The organism is Streptomyces sp. NPDC027185, from assembly GCF_055567035.1.
In genome coordinates, this window is sequence record NZ_JBVHRF010000007.1 from 71,614 (window position 1) to 85,611 (window position 13,998).

The following is a 13,998-nucleotide window of genomic DNA, read 5'->3' on the forward strand; positions in this document are numbered from 1 at the left end:
CATCCCTCAACATCAGGAGTATCCATGGAATTCAAGCGCGCCGTCGGCACGCGCCGCACCACCCGCTACTACCAGGCATGGCGCCCGGTGGAGAAGGCGAAGATCCAGAAGATCCTGCACGCCGCGCGGCTCCAGTCGCACCACGGCAACGCGCAGGAGGTCCGTAAGGCCGTCGTCATCACCAAGGGCCAGACGCCGGACGCGGTCCGCGACGGTCTGATCGACGCGGTCTACAACCAGCCGCAGGCCCACCAGGCGCCGGTCGCCATCGTGTGGTGCATCGACATGGCCGGCTGGGAGCCGCTGCGTCCCGCACTGCTCAAGCTGATGGAGTCGGGCTCCCTCACCTCCAGCTACGGCTGGTCCGAGGAGTTCGTCGACAGCGTCGTGATGAAGACGCCGGACTTCAACGTCCTCGCCGGTGACGTCGAGTTCGCGAAGTGGCTCAGCGCCTTCGAGTGCGGTCTCGGTGTCGGCTCGGCCCTGCTCGCCGCGACGGACGAGGGCCTGGGCACCGGCCTGGTCACCGGCCGCCGGGAGCAGATCCGTGAGCTGCTGAAGATGCCCGAGAGCGTCATCCCGACGCAGATCCAGCTGGTCGGCTACTCCGCCGAGGGCACCGAGGCGGGTGGCCAGCGGCCGCGTCCCGACTTCGACGACCTGTACTTCGACGGCACCTGGGGCGCCAGCTACGGCAACGACGAGTCGGTCGTCGCCGAGCTGTCCGACGCCGGGATGATCCAGGCGCCCGCGCCGCTGCCGCACCGCAAGGCGGAGCTGCGTGCCCTGGCGGGGATGTTCGGTCTCCCCGAGTGAGATCCGAGCTGATGGCGAAGGCTGCGGTGGCGCCCGGATCCCGGGTGCCGTCGCGGCCTTCGGCCCACCCCGACGAGCGCGCGGAGGTCCGCCGCCTGGCCCAGGCCCGTATCCCGACCGCCCACGGCGAGCTGCGCTGCGTGGCGTACGCGGCGGCGGACGGCACGGAGCATCTGGCGTTCGTGGCGGGTGAGGTGTCCGGGGCGGCCGACGCGCTGGTACGGCTGCACAGCGAGTGCGCCACCGGGGACCTCATGGGGTCGCTGCGGTGCGACTGCGGTGCGCAGCTCGACGAGGCGCTCCGGCGGGTCGCGACGGAGGGCACCGGCGCCGTGGTCTACCTCCGCGGCCACGAGGGCCGCGGTATCGGCATCGCCGCCAAACTGCGCGCCTATCAGCTCCAGGACACCGGTCTGGACACGGTGGACGCCAATGTCGCCCTGGGACTGCCGGTCGACGGCCGCGACTACGGCGCGGGCGCGGCGATCCTGCACGACCTGGGCATCACCGGTGTCCGGCTGCTGACCAACAACCCCGACAAGGTCGCGGCGCTCACCCGGCACGGGGTACGGGTCGCCGGCCGGGTGCCGCTGCTCGCCCCGGCGCAGGGCGAGAGCCTGCGCTACCTGCGGACGAAGCGCTCCCGGATGGGGCACCTCCTCGACGGGCTCGAACCCCCCGCCGGGCCCGACACCTTTGACCAGCCACGAACCACTGACGACGGCGCCGGCGGCGCCTGCTGAGGAAAGACCATGACCGACACCGACTTTCACGATCTGATCACCGTCCGGCGGTACGCGGCGCAGCTGTCGGACCTCGACGCGAAGGAGCGCGAGGAGCGGCTCGGCACCGTCGCTGCGTTCGCCGAGTTCGTCGGCCGGACGCCGGACGAGATGATCGCGGAGATCTTCAACGAGAAGACCCGCAAGTACCGCAAGCGCGGCTTCTACAGCGACCGGGTCAAGGAGTTCTCCGCGGCGCTCGACGGTCCGCGCAACCGCCAGCTGTTCCGCGGCAACGTCATCCGGTCGTTCTTCATCGCCAATGGCCGCCGGATCCCCCCGGAGCAGCCGGACTGGATCTGACGCGCCGGTGCGGGCCCGCGACCGGCCCGCACCGCCCGGCCGCCGGATCCCGCGCACGGGGCGGCGGCCGGGCGGACGTGTGTGATCCGCCGACCCCCGTGCAGCGGCGCCCGCCCGCGGTGCCGGTCCCCCCGAAGGGAGCAGTCCCTTGCTGCCCATCCCAAGGCATCCACTCGACGACCTGCTCGGCATCCGCTACGAGGAGGTGTCCGCGGGGCGGGTGCTCGCCTCGCTGACGCTGTCCCCGCGCATACACGGTGCGACCGGGACGGTGCACGGCGGTGTGCTGGCGGCGCTCGCGGAGAGCGCGGCGACGGCGGGCGGCTGCCTCAACACCGGTGAGGGCGAGACGGCGGTCTGCGCGGACACCCAGATGCACCACGTACGCCCCGCGGTCAGCGGCACCCTGCGCCTCTGCGCGGTCCCCGTCCACCGCGGTTTCTCCCAGCAACTGTGGTCGGCGGAGGTCTTCGACGACCGCAACCGGCTGGTGAGCTGCGCCACGGTGCAACTGCTGCACGTGGCGCGGGACCGGTCGGGTGCGGGGGCGGGCGGGGGGACGTTCTGAGGGCACGCCGACGGCGGACGCGGCCGGCCCCCGGAGGAGATCCGGGGGCCGGCCGCGTCGTGCGGGTCAGGCGTCGGCGGTGTCCGGCCGGCGTCCCCAGGCGCTGACCATCAGCGGGCCGAAGCCGAGGGTGTCGCCGTCGTGCCAGAGGCGGTGGAAGGCGTCGAGGTCGTCCTCGTCGACGAGGCCGGCGGCCAGCAGCCGGGGGGCGAGCTGGTCGACCAGCAGTTCCCAGGCCGGCTGTCCGGACACCGGGTCGGCGGGCAGCGGCAGTGACACGGCGCGTACCGAGACGTCCCGCAGCCCGGCGGCGCGCAGCAGCCGCGGCACCTTGCGGCCGAAGCACTGGTCGTAGGGGCCGGCCGCGAGGGCGGTGAGCAGGGCGGTGACGACGCGTTCATGGGCGGGCGAGGGCGGGTCGACGGCGCGCACCGTGGACCAGTCGAGGTCCTCCAGGAGCACCCAGCCGCCGGGCCGGGCCGCCCTCGCCATCGACCGCACCACCGGCTCCGGGGACGCGAGGTGTTCCAGCACCAGCCGGGAGTGGACGAGGTCGAAGCGGCCCTCGGGCAGCGGTTCGGCCGTGATGTCCATACGGCGGACGCTCAGCGGTCCCCCGGCGAGCGGTTCCAGGAAGCGGGTGTCGGCGTCGACGGCCAGCACCTCACCGTCCGGGCCGACGCGTTCGGCGAACATCCGGGCCACACCGCCGGTACCGGCGCCGGCGTCCAGGCAGCGCCACCCCGGGGCGAGGCCGAGGCGGTCGCAGAGTTCGGCGGTGCCGGGGTCGTAGAGCGCGGAGATGTTCTCCAGCCGGGCGCGTTCCGCGTGCCACGCCGGGTCGAGCACATAGGTCATGCGGGGTCCTGTCGTTCGAAGGTGACGGCCAGCCAGGGGCAGATCGCCTCGGCGCGGGCCAGGTCTCCGGGGTCGGTCGCGTCCAGGTCGGCGTCCGGCCGCAGCCAGGCCCGGCGGTCCGCGACGCGGAAGACGCCGGGGACGGTCTCCGCGCAGTGGCCGGTGCCGCTGCACAGCGCGTGGTCCACGCTCACCCGGCGGGTCGCGGTGGCCCGTTCGACGGGGCCGCTCACGCGCGGTCCGTGCGGGGCAGGACCGGGCCGTCGTGGACCATCTCCAGGGAGGTCCAGGAGCGGAACATCGGTCCGGGCACCTGCTCCGGGGTGAAGCCGGGACGCAGCCGCAGGCCGGGCAGGCGGCGGTAGAGCGTCGAGAGGGCGACCTCGGCCTGGAGGCGGCCGAGGTTCATGCCGATGCAGTGGTGGACGCCGTAGCCGAACGCCATGGAGGCGGGCAGGTCCTTCCAGTCCCGGTCGAGGACGAGTTCGTCGGGCCGGTCGAAGACCGCCGGGTCGTGGCTGGCGGCGCCCAGCGAGAAGTAGATCCGCTCGCCGGGCCGGGAGACGTGTCCGCCGGGCAGCTCCGCCTCCTTGAGGGTGCGGCGGTACAGGCCGAGGATCGGCCCGTCGTAGCGCAGGCCCTCCTCGACGAGGGCGTCGGTCAGCCCGTCGATGTCGCCGAGGTACTTGGTCTTCTGGTCGGGGTGCTGTTCCAGGGCGCAGGCGATGTTGCCGATGGCGGCGGCGGTGGAGGAGTTGCCGGCTATCAGTCCCATGATGAGCAGGCCGATCTCCTGCTCGTCGAAGCGGTCGCCGTTCTCCTCCGCGAAGCACAGAGCCGTGGTGAGGTCGTCGTTGGCGGGGCCCGCCTCACGGCGGGAGCGGACCGTCTCCTGGAGGTAGACGCGCCAGGCGTCCATCTCGGCGGAGGCCAGGCCCTCGTTGTTGACGACGCCGGTGGATTCGGGGAGCAGCGAGGTCCGCAGGACGTACTCCCGGTCCTGCTCGGGGATACCGAGGAGTTCGACGATGTGGGCCTCGCTCACCGGGGTGGCGAAGTCGGCGAGCAGGTCGAAGGCGCCGCCCCGTTCGGCGATGGTGTCGATGAGGTCGTTCACGGTCTTCTCGGTGAACGGCCGCATGCGGTTGATACGGGAGGCGGACAGGGCCCGGACGACGAGGCGGCGCTGGCGGGTGTGGCGGGGCGGGTCGGTGAGGGTGAAGACCTGCATCTCCTCCGGCACCGGCTCCTCCAGCGGCCAGGCGGCGCTGTAGGTGCAGGAGAACGCCTCGTGGTTCCGGCCCACCTCCTTCACCGCCTCGTACGAGGTGACCTGCACGGAGTCGAGTTCCGGGGAGTGGACGACGGGGCAGCGGGCGCGGTCGGCGGCCAGCTGCTCCCAGGGGTGGGCGGCCTTACCGTCGTACGGCTTGAAGGCGGGGACGGGCTGCTCGGGCATGTCGGCTCATTTCTTCCGGTGGGAGGGAGCGGGCGGAGAAGGTCAGTTGACCGCGCGGTCGCGGCCGGCCCAGAACCGCTCGCGCAGGGTGCGGCGGAGGATCTTGCCGCTGGGGTTGCGGGGAATCGCGTCGATGACGGTGTAGCGGCCGGGGATCTTGAAGTCGGCGAGCCGGTCACGCAGGAAGGTACGGAGTTCGTACGGGGTGGCGGACGCGCCGGGGCGCAGGGCGAGGAAGGCGTGGACGGCTTCGCCCCAGCGGTCGTCGGGGACGCCGATGACGGCGGCGTCCAGGACCGCGGGGTGGGCGCCGAGGGCGTTCTCGACCTCGGCGGGGAAGATGTTCTCCCCGGCGCGGACGATCATCTCCTTGATGCGGTCCTGGATGAAGAGGTAGCCGTCCGCGTCGAGGTACCCGGCGTCGCCGGTGTGGATCCAGCCGTCGCGCAGGGTGGCGGCGGTCGCGTCGGGCAACTGCCAGTACTCCAGCATGCGGGCGGGCGTTCTGATGCAGACCTCGCCGGTCTCGCCGGGCGGCAGCACGCGGCCGTCGGGGTCGGTGATCCGCAGCTCGATGCCGGGATAGGCGCGTCCGGCGGCACGCAGACGGGGGCTGCCGGGGACGTGGTCGGCGGGCGGCAGGCAGACGGCGGTGTTGCCGGTCTCGGTGAGGCCGTAGATCTGCGCGAGGTCGCACCGCAGGACGGTGATGCACCGCTGGAGGAGGGATTCGGAGATCGGCGAGCCGCCGTAGACGACCTTGCGCAGGGTCGCGAAGTCGGCTTCCGCGGCATCCGGTTCGGAGAGCAGCATCAGCAGCATGGCGGGGACCAGGAAGGCGGTGGTGACGCCGGATTCCCGGATGAGGTGCAGCACCTCGCCGCCGCCGAAGGAGCGCAGGGCGACGTTGGTGACGCCCGCGTTGAAGCCCTGCGTGGCGTACCACAGGCCGCCGATGTGGGAGCCGGAGATGCCGATGAGGCTGATGTCGTCGGGGCGGAAGTCGATCCAGTCGAGCCCGGCGCCGTCGAGCAGTCCGCGGACGGCGAAGAAGCTGCGGTGGGCGAGGACGACGCCCTTGGGCAGACCGGTGGTGCCGCTGGTGTACATCTGGGCGACGGCGTCGTCGGCGGCGGACGGGGCGGGGGCCGGGGCACCGCGCCCGGCGTCCTTCCAGTCCTTGAAGGTACGGGCCGACGCGTCGGTGCCGTCGAGGAGTACCAGGTCCCGCAGGTCGGGCAGGTCGGGGCGGATCTTGTGGGCGGTGGGCAGGAACTCGGCCTCGGTGAAGAGGAGTTCGGCGCGGGAGTCGCGCAGGATGTACTCGACCTCGGTGGGCGCGAGGCGCCAGTTGACGGGGACGAGGACCGCGCCGGCCGCGGCACAGGCGTACAGCAGCTCGTAGAAGCGCGCCGACTCCTTGCCGAGGTAGCCGACGCGGGAGCCCTTGGTGAGACCGGAGGCGGAGAGGGCGAGGGCGCCGCGGGCGCTCTCGGCGTACAGCCGTCCGTACGTGACCTCGACGCCGGCGCAGCGGAGCGCGGGGTGTTCGGGCCGGTGGACGGCGTGGTGGGCGAGCCGGGCGTCGAGGGTGCGGTGCGACGGCGGAGGCGCGGTGGGTGCGGTCATGGCGGACCAGCCCTTCAGATACGTGCGGCGCGCAGCCAGTGGCGGCGGCGCCGGAAGGCGTAGGTGGGCAGCTCGGTCAGGCGGGCCCCGGTGCCGGCGAACACGGCGTCCCAGTCGGGTCGTTCGCCCCGGCAGTGGGCCTCGGCGAGGGCGGTGTCCGGGCCGGGGGCCGGGGCCGTGCCGGGGGTGGTGCGGTGGCCGGGGCGGAGCAGACCGGGGGCGTCGGTGCCGTCGGCGAGGGCGGTCAGGGCGCGCAGCCTGGCCGCCCGGTCACCGCCCAGGACCGCGGCGCGGCACGGCAGTCCGGCGTGGGCGGCGGCGAGGGTACGGGCCACGTCGAGCACGGTGGCTCCGGGGTGCGCGGTGAGGTGCGCGGCGAGGCGGGCGGCCTGGGTCCGCAGCCCCGCTTCGTCGGCGGCGGAGAGCGGCCAGGGCGGGGCGGGGTCCGGGGCTGCGGGGGCCGGGCACTTCCCGGCGGGGGCTCCGGCGGCCGGGGCGTGGCCGGGCGCGGGCGCTCCGGGCACGGCCCCGCCCGGGGCCGTGCCCCCGGCAGGGGCTTCGGCCGCGGTCCGACCGCCCGCGTCCTCGCCGGTCGCGGTCTCCCCGGGCGCGTCGGCCGGTGCCTCCTCCAGGATCACGTGGACGTTGGTGCCGCTGATGCCGAACGAGGAGACGGCGGCGCGGCGGGGGCGGCCGGGGGCGGCCGGCCAGGGGACGGCGCGGGTCAGCAGGCGGACGGTGCCGGCGGACCAGTCGAGGTGCGGTGACGGGGAGTCGGCGTGCAGGGTGCGGGGCAGGTACCCGTTCCGCAGGGCGAGGACCATCTTGATCAGACCGCCGATGCCGCCGGCGGCCTGGGTGTGGCCGATGTTGGACTTCATCGAGCCCAGCCACAGGGGGCGTTCCGCCTCGCGCTCGGCGCCGTAGGTGTCGAACAGGGCCTGGGCCTCGATGGGGTCGCCCAGCGGGGTGCCGGTGCCGTGCGCCTCCACCGCGTCGACGGAGTGCGAGGGGACGCGGGCGGCGGCCAGCGCCTGCCGGATCATCCGCCGGTGGGCCCGGCCGTTGGGCGCCGTCAGTCCGTGCGAGGCGCCGTCCTGGACGACGGCGGAGCCGCGGATCACGGCGAGGACGGTGCGGCCGTGGCGCCGGGCGTCCGAGAGGCGTTCCAGCGCCACCAGACCGGCGCCCTCGGCGACGCCCCAGCCGTCCGCCTGCGCGGCGAAGGACTTGCAGCGGCCGTCGGGCGCCAGCAGCCCCTGGGCGCCGAACGCGGTGAGTGCGGTGGGTGTCGCCATCACCGACGCGCCGCCGGCCAGTGCGAGGTCGGTCTCCCCGGCGCGCAGTGCGTTCAGCGCGGTGTGCAGGGCGACCAGCGCGGAGGAGCAGGCGGTGTCGACGGTGACGGCGGGGCCCTGGAGGCCGAAGGTGTAGGCGATGCGGCCGGAGGCGACGCTCGGGGCGCTGCCGACCAGGAGGGCGCCGAGGGTGTCGTCCGGCGCGTCGCGGACCCGTCCGCCGTAGTCGTTGTAGATCACCCCGGCGTAGACGCCGGTGCGGCTGCCGCGCAGGGCGGTGGGGTCGACGCCGGCGCGTTGGAGCGCCTCCCAGGCGGTCTCCAGCAGCAGGCGCTGCTGGGGGTCGCACAGGTCGGCCTCCTCGTCGGTCATCCGGAACGGAGCGGGGTCGAAGTCGGCCGCGCCGCGCAGGAATCCGCCGCGGGTGGCGCCCGGCACCTCGTCCCAGTCCCGGTCGTCGGGGAGGCCGGAGGTGGCGTCGCGGCCCTCGTCCAGCAGGCGCCACAGGTCGTCGGGGGTCTCGACGCCGCCGGGGTAGCGGCAGGCCATCCCGACGACGGCGACCGGTTCGTGCCACCGTTCCTCGGCCTCGGCCAGCTCCCGCCGGGTGCGGCGCAGTTCCAGCGTGACGCGTTTGAGGTACTCCCGCAGCTGGCGTTCGTCTGCCATGGATGCCTCCTCGGGCGGGTCGGAGCGGGTACGGGCGGGGCGGGGGCCGTCAGCGGGTGCCGAGTTCCTCGTCGATGAGGCCGAAGAGCTGTTCGTCGGTGGCGGCGTCCAGCCCGGCGTCCGGGTCGGTGCCGGTGGCGCGCACCCCGGCGAGCAGCGCCGCCAACCGGGCGGCGGCGTCCGCCCGTTCGTCCGGTGCGGCGCTCTCCAGTGCGGCGGCGAGCCGGTCGAGTGCGCCGGTCAGCGCGCCGGGGGTGTCCCCGGTCGCGGGCGGCGGTGCGGCGGGTCCGTCGGGGGTCAGCCGGGCGTCGAGGTCCGCGGCGAGCGCGGCGGGGGTGGGGTGGTCGAAGACGAGGGTGGCGGGCAGGCGCAGGCCGGTCGCCTCGTCGAGGGCGTTGCGCAGCGCCATCGCGGTGAGCGAGTCGAACCCGAGGTCGGTCAGGTGGTGTTCGGCGGGGACGGTCCGCGCGGCCTGTCCGGCGGGGTGCCCCAGGACGGCGGCGACGCGTTCCTGGACGAGGGTGAGCAGGGCGGCGGCGCGTCCGTCGGCGTCGAGGGCGGCGAGCCGGGCGCGGAGCGCGTCGGGGCCGGTGCCGGGCGGGGCGGGGCGGTGTGCGGCGGGCAGCAGGCCGGTCAGGAGCGGCGGCGGGCCGCCGGGCCGCTCCCGCAGGGCGGTGAGATCGAACCGGACGGCCGCCAGGACGGGTTCGGCGGCGGCCAGCGCGGTGTCGAGGAGGGCCAGTCCCTGGTCGGTGGGGAGCGGGCGGATGCCGGTGCGGCGCAGTTGGGCGGCGAGGGCGTCGCGGTCCAGCTGTTCCTCACGGGTGGCGGTGCGTTCCCAGTAACCCCAGGCGAGGGTGGTGGCGGGGAGCCCGGCGGCGTGCCGGTGGCGGGCGAGGGCCTCCAGGAGGGTGTTGGCGGCGGCGTAGTTGGCCTGTCCGGGGGCGCCGAGCAGCCCGGCGGTGGAGGAGAAGAGCAGGAAGCGGCGGAGCGGCAGGTGTGCGGTGAGGTCGTGGAGGTGGAGTGCGGCGTCGGCCTTCGGCCGCAGGACGCGGGCGAGCCGGTCGGTGTCGAGGGCGGTGAGGACGCCGTCGTCGAGGGTGACGGCGGCGTGCACGACGGCGGTCAGCGGCCGGTCCGGGGGTACCGCGCCGAGGAGGGCGGCCAGGGCTTCCCGGTCCCCGGCGTCGCAGGCGGCGAGGGTGACGGTGGTGGCGCCGAGGGCGCGCAGATCGCGGGCGAGGGCGTCGGCGCCGGGCGCGTCGGGCCCCCGGCGGCCGGTGAGGAGGAGGTGGCGGGCGCCGTGCGCGGTGACGAGGTGGCGGGCGACGAGGGCGCCCAGGACGCCGGTGCCGCCGGTGATCAGGACGGTGCCGTCCGGGTCGAGGGGCGCGTCGTCCGCCGGGGACGGTGTCCCGGCGCGTTCCAGACGGGGGACGAGGACGGTGCCGTGGCGCAGCGCGAGTTCGGGTTCGCCGGTGGCGACGGCGGTGGGCAGGGCGCGCGGTGAGGCGGGGTCGGTGTCGGTGTCGAGGAGGACGAGGCGGCCGGGGTGTTCCTGCTGCGCGGAGCGGACCAGGCCCCACAGGGCGGCATGGGCGAGGTCGGGGACGCCGTCGCCGGGGGTGGCCGCCACGGCACCGCGGGTGACGAGTACCAGCCGGCCGGGCGGGCGGGGGTCGGCCAGCCAGGTCTGGAGCAGGGTCAGCGCTTCGGTGGTGGCGGTGCGGGTCCGGTCGGCGAGGTTCCCGTCGGGTGCGGCGCTCTCCGGTCCGGGCAGCGGCACCACGAGAACGTCGGGCGGCGCCTCGCCCGCCGCCGTCGCGGCCCGCAGGTCGGCCATCCGGTCGTAGCGGCGGGCGCCGGGAACGGGCAGGCCGGGGCCGAGGACGGCCCAGGTGCCGGTGGCCGGGCCGGTTGCGGGCCGGGGCTGCCAGACGGTGCGGAACAACGTGTCGCGGTGTGCGCCGCCGGACGCGGCGACGGCCGCCGGGTCGACGGGGCGCAGGGTGAGGGCGTCGGCGGTGAACACCGGACGGCCGGCGGGGTCGGTGGCGGCCACCGCGACGGTGCCGGTGCCCTCGGGGGTGAGGGTGACGCGTAGCGCGGTGGCCCCGGGGGTGTGGAGGCGGGCGCCGCGCCAGACGAACGGCAGGCGCAGCCCGGGGCCGGTCAGCCCGAGCGGGTGGAGCGCCGCGTCGAGGAGGGCGGGGTGCAGGGCGAACCCCGCGTGGCCGGTGCCCTCGGGCAGGGCGAGTTCGGCGTGGAGGGTGTCGCCGTCCCGCCAGGCGGCGCGCAGTCCGCGGAAGGCGGGGCCGTAGTCGGCGCCGATGGCGTCGAGGCGGGTGTACAGCTCCTCGGGCGGGACGGGGGTGGCGCCGGGCGGCGGCCAGGCGGCGGGGGCCGGTTCCGGGGCGGGGTGTCCGGCGGTCAGGGTGCCCTTGGCGTGCAGGGTCCAGGGGGCGTCCGGGTCGTCACCGGTGGCGGCGTGGACGGTGACGGCGCGGTCGCCGTTGCCGTCGGGTGCGTCGACGGCGGCCTGGAGGCGGACGGGCTCCTCGTCGGGGAGGAACAGCGGAGCTTCCAGGACGAGTTCGGCGATCTGCGGGCAGCCGGTCTCCTGACCGGCGCGCAGCAGCAATTCGACGAAGGCGGTGCCCGGGAGCAGCACGGCGCCGCCCACGGCGTGATCGGCGAGCCAGGGCTGCGCCGCCAGGGAGATCCGGCCGGTCAGGACCGTGCCGCCGGTGCCGGGAAGGGGGACGGCCGCGCCCAGCAGCGGGTGGTCCACCGCGCCGACGCCGAGGTGGGCGGGGTCCCCGGCGGTGGCGGCGGGCGGCACCGGCCAGAACCGTTCGTGCCGGAAGGCGTAGGTCGGCAGTGCGGTGCGGGCCGCGTCCGCCTGCCGGGGGTCGGCGCCGAGGACGGCGGGCCAGTCCAGGTCGACGCCGCGGACGTACGCCTGCGCCAGCGACCGGGCGAAGCGGTCCGCGCCGCCGTCGTCGCGGTGCAGCGACTCCAGCGCCACACAGCGGCGCCCGGCGTCCTCGGCGATCTGCTCGGCCGCCACCGTCAGGACGGGCCGCGGGCCGACCTCGATGAAGGTACGGATCCCGCTGTCCAGGAGGTGGGTGACGGCGCCCTGGAAGTCGACGGTCTCGCGGAGGTTGCGGTACCAGTACGCGGCGTCCAGCGTCGCCGGGTCCTCCTCCCGGCCGGTGACCGTCGAGCAGAACGCGATGCCGTTGCCGGGCAGCGGCGTCAGGTCCGCGAGGGCCGCGCGCAGCCGGCCTTCGACCTCCGCCACGTCGGCGGAGTGTCCGGCGCGTTCCGCGGGGATGCGGCGGGCGCGGACGCCGTCCGCGGCGAGGGCGGCGAGAAGCGCCTCGACGGCGGCGGGCTCACCGGAGACCGTGGTGGCGGACGGTGAGTTGACGGCGGCGACGGTGAGCCGGCCGCCCTGGGCTGCGATCCGTTCCTCGACGGCGGCGCGGCCGAGCAGCACGGAGGCCATCGCGCCGGGTGTGGTGAGGGCGTTGAGGCAGTCGGCGCGCAGTGCGACGATCTTCGCGGCGTCGTCGAGGGTGAGGGCCCCGGCGACGTACGCGGCGGCGATCTCGCCCTGCGAGTGCCCGACGACCGCCGCCGGTACCACTCCGCAGCGCCGCCACAGTGCGGCGAGCCCCGTCATGACGGTGAAGAGCGCGGGCTGTACGGCGGACAGGTCCTCGTAGCGGTCCGGGCCGTCGGCCGCGCCGCGCAGGAATGCCGTCAGCGATACGTCCAGGTAGGGGGCGAAGGCGGCTTCGCAGCGGGCCACCCAGGCGGCGAACTCCGGTGAGGTGTCGAGGAGTTCGCGGCCCATACCGATCCACTGGGAGCCCTGGCCGGGGAAGACGAAGGCGATGCCCTCACCGGGGTGTTCCGCGGCGGTGCCGGTGACGGTGGCGGGGTCCTCGACCCCGGCGGCGAGCGCGTCGAACGCCGCGGCGGCCGCGGTCCGGTCGGCGGCCCGTACGACGGCGCGGTGCTCGAAGGCGGTGCGGCCGGCGAGTGCGCCCGCCACCGCTGTGTCGGGCAGCTCCGCCGCCCGGCCGGTGCGCAGGAATTCCGCGATCCGTCCCGCCTGGGCACGCAGCGCGGCGTCCCCGCGTCCGGACACCGGCCACAGCAGCGGAGCCACGGCGGGGGCCGTCGCGCCGGTGTCCGGGACGGGCTCCGCGGGCGGTGCCTGCTCGACGATCACGTGGGCGTTGGTGCCGCTGACGCCGAAGGAGGAGATGCCGGCGCGGCGGGGACGGCCGGTGACCGGCCAGGGCACCGCCTCCTGGGCGACCTCGACGGCGCCCGCCGCCCAGTCCACGTGCGAGGACACCGCATCGACGTGCAACGACGCCGGGACGACGCCGTGCTCCATCGCCAGCAGCGCCTTGATGACCCCGGCGACACCGGCGGCGGCCTGGGTGTGCCCGATGTTGGACTTCACCGAACCCAGCAACAGCGGCGGGTCCTGCGGCGCGCGCTGCCCGTACGTCGCGAGCAGCGCCTGCGCCTCGATCGGATCACCCAGCGCGGTGCCGGTGCCGTGCGCCTCGACCATGTCCACATCGGCCGCCGACAGGCCCGCCGAGTCCAGCGCCTGACGGATCACCCGCTGCTGGGAGGGGCCGCTCGGCGCCGTCAGACCGTTCGACGCACCGTCCTGATTCACCGCCGAACCCCGCACCACCCCCAGAATCCGGCGCCCCGCCCGCACCGCGTCCGACAACCGCTCCAGGACGAGGACGCCGACGCCCTCGCTGAGGGAGGTGCCGTCGGCGGCGTCGGCGAAGGGCTTGCAGTGGCCCTGGGGCGAGAGGGCGCGCTGGCGGCTGAACTCGATGAAGACGGTGGGGGTGGGCATCACGGTGACGCCGCCGGCCAGCGCCAGCGTGCACTCCCCGCGGCGCAGCGCCTGCGCCGCCAGATGCAGCGTCACCAGCGACGACGAGCACGCCGTGTCGAGGGCGAGGGTCGGGCCCTCCAGACCGAGGACGTAGGCGATGCGGCCGGCCGCGACGCTGGAGGTGGTGCCGAGGTCGAAGTACCCCTCGACCTGGTCGAACACCGGCTGGAGAAGGAGGGAGTAGTTGGACGGGAAGGCGCCGGTGAACACGCCGGTGCGGCTGCCCTTGACCGTGGCCGGGTCGAACCCGGCCCGCTCCAGCGCCTCCCACGAGGTCTCCAGCAGCAGCCGCTGGATCGGGTCCATCGCCAGCGCCTCGCGGGGCGAGATGCCGAAGAACGCGGCGTCGAAGCCGGTGGTGGCGTCGAGGAAGCCGCCCTCCCGGACGTAGCTGGTGCCGGGGTGGTCGGGGTCCGGGTGGTACAGCGCGTCCAGGTCCCAGCCCCGGTCGCCGGGGAACGGGCCCTGGGTGCGGCCCCCGGCGGTGACCACGTCCCACAGGTCCTCCGGCGAGTCGATGCCGCCGGGGTAATGGCAGGCCATGCCGACGACGGCGATCGGCTCGTCGGCGGCGTCGCGCAGCCGCCGGTTCTCCTGGCGCAGCTGCCGTGCCTCGGTCAAGGACGCGCGCAGCGCCTCGACGATCTTGGCGTCGGGTGCCGGCGGCGTAC

At 75.3% G+C, this 13,998-nt stretch carries 9 protein-coding genes and 1 pseudogene; 4 read left to right on the forward strand and 6 right to left on the reverse strand.

All coding sequences use genetic code 11. From position 1 onward, the window contains the following. The first annotated feature begins 24 nt into the window (after nt 1-24). The 4 genes and pseudogenes from ACZ4M8_RS22925 (at nt 25) to ACZ4M8_RS22940 (ending at nt 2,469) form a co-directional block, all read left to right on the forward strand. On the forward strand, nt 25-816 hold the full coding sequence (locus tag ACZ4M8_RS22925; protein ID WP_467610140.1) for a nitroreductase family protein: 792 nt from the start codon (nt 25-27) through the stop codon (nt 814-816). Between the two features lie 86 nt (nt 817-902). Then, nucleotides 903-1,559 (forward strand): annotated as a pseudogene (ribA, locus tag ACZ4M8_RS22930) (GTP cyclohydrolase II); the annotation flags it as partial. A 9-nt stretch (nt 1,560-1,568) separates the two neighbouring features. Then, the gene (locus tag ACZ4M8_RS22935; RefSeq protein ID WP_467610143.1) at nt 1,569-1,901 is read left to right on the forward strand and encodes a hypothetical protein; all 333 of its coding nucleotides are present in this window, start codon (nt 1,569-1,571) and stop codon (nt 1,899-1,901) included. A 148-nt stretch (nt 1,902-2,049) separates the two neighbouring features. Further along, complete coding sequence (locus ACZ4M8_RS22940; RefSeq protein ID WP_467610145.1) at nt 2,050-2,469, forward strand: PaaI family thioesterase; 420 nt, start codon at nt 2,050-2,052, stop codon at nt 2,467-2,469. A gap of 66 nt (nt 2,470-2,535) precedes the next feature. Here the strand turns inward: ACZ4M8_RS22940 and ACZ4M8_RS22945 are convergent, their stop codons facing one another. Genes ACZ4M8_RS22945 through ACZ4M8_RS22970 form a run of 6 tightly spaced genes read right to left on the reverse strand, consistent with a single transcriptional unit; the run spans nt 2,536 to nt 13,948 of the window. After that, nucleotides 2,536-3,327, reverse strand: coding sequence for a methyltransferase domain-containing protein (locus ACZ4M8_RS22945; RefSeq protein WP_467610147.1), 792 nt, complete (start codon nt 3,325-3,327; stop codon nt 2,536-2,538). Continuing rightward, nucleotides 3,324-3,560 (reverse strand): ferredoxin, encoded by a 237-nt coding sequence (locus tag ACZ4M8_RS22950; protein ID WP_467610150.1) that lies wholly within the window; start codon nt 3,558-3,560, stop codon nt 3,324-3,326. Before ACZ4M8_RS22950 ends, ACZ4M8_RS22945 begins: the two co-directional genes overlap by 4 nt. Continuing rightward, entirely contained in the window at nt 3,557-4,786 is a 1,230-nt protein-coding gene (locus ACZ4M8_RS22955; protein ID WP_467610153.1) for a cytochrome P450, read from the reverse strand. The genes ACZ4M8_RS22950 and ACZ4M8_RS22955 overlap by 4 nt, the downstream gene beginning before the upstream one ends. A 42-nt stretch (nt 4,787-4,828) precedes the next feature. Continuing rightward, a complete protein-coding gene (locus ACZ4M8_RS22960; protein ID WP_467610155.1) occupies nt 4,829-6,415 on the reverse strand; it encodes a long-chain-fatty-acid--CoA ligase in 1,587 nt (528 codons plus the stop codon). A gap of 14 nt (nt 6,416-6,429) precedes the next feature. Then, nucleotides 6,430-8,382, reverse strand: a complete 1,953-nt coding sequence (locus tag ACZ4M8_RS22965) for a beta-ketoacyl synthase N-terminal-like domain-containing protein (RefSeq protein WP_467610157.1) — start codon at nt 8,380-8,382, stop codon at nt 6,430-6,432. A gap of 49 nt (nt 8,383-8,431) precedes the next feature. Continuing rightward, nucleotides 8,432-13,948 carry a type I polyketide synthase gene (locus ACZ4M8_RS22970; RefSeq protein ID WP_467610604.1) on the reverse strand — a complete coding sequence of 1,839 codons (5,517 nt, stop codon included), beginning with the start codon at nt 13,946-13,948 and terminating at the stop codon, nt 8,432-8,434. Between the last annotated feature and the right edge of the window lie 50 nt (nt 13,949-13,998).

What these genes read in the sequence shown, in the direction of transcription:
- ACZ4M8_RS22960 (WP_467610155.1), bottom strand. Translation starts at nt 6,415, where the DNA reads ATGACCGCACCCACCGCGCCTCCGCCGTCGCACCGCACCCTCGACGCC.
- ACZ4M8_RS22935 (WP_467610143.1), top strand. Translation starts at nt 1,569, where the DNA reads ATGACCGACACCGACTTTCACGATCTGATCACCGTCCGGCGGTACGCG.
- ACZ4M8_RS22945 (WP_467610147.1), bottom strand. Translation starts at nt 3,327, where the DNA reads ATGACCTATGTGCTCGACCCGGCGTGGCACGCGGAACGCGCCCGGCTG.
- ACZ4M8_RS22955 (WP_467610153.1), bottom strand. Translation starts at nt 4,786, where the DNA reads ATGCCCGAGCAGCCCGTCCCCGCCTTCAAGCCGTACGACGGTAAGGCC.
- ACZ4M8_RS22925 (WP_467610140.1), top strand. Translation starts at nt 25, where the DNA reads ATGGAATTCAAGCGCGCCGTCGGCACGCGCCGCACCACCCGCTACTAC.
- ACZ4M8_RS22965 (WP_467610157.1), bottom strand. Translation starts at nt 8,382, where the DNA reads ATGGCAGACGAACGCCAGCTGCGGGAGTACCTCAAACGCGTCACGCTG.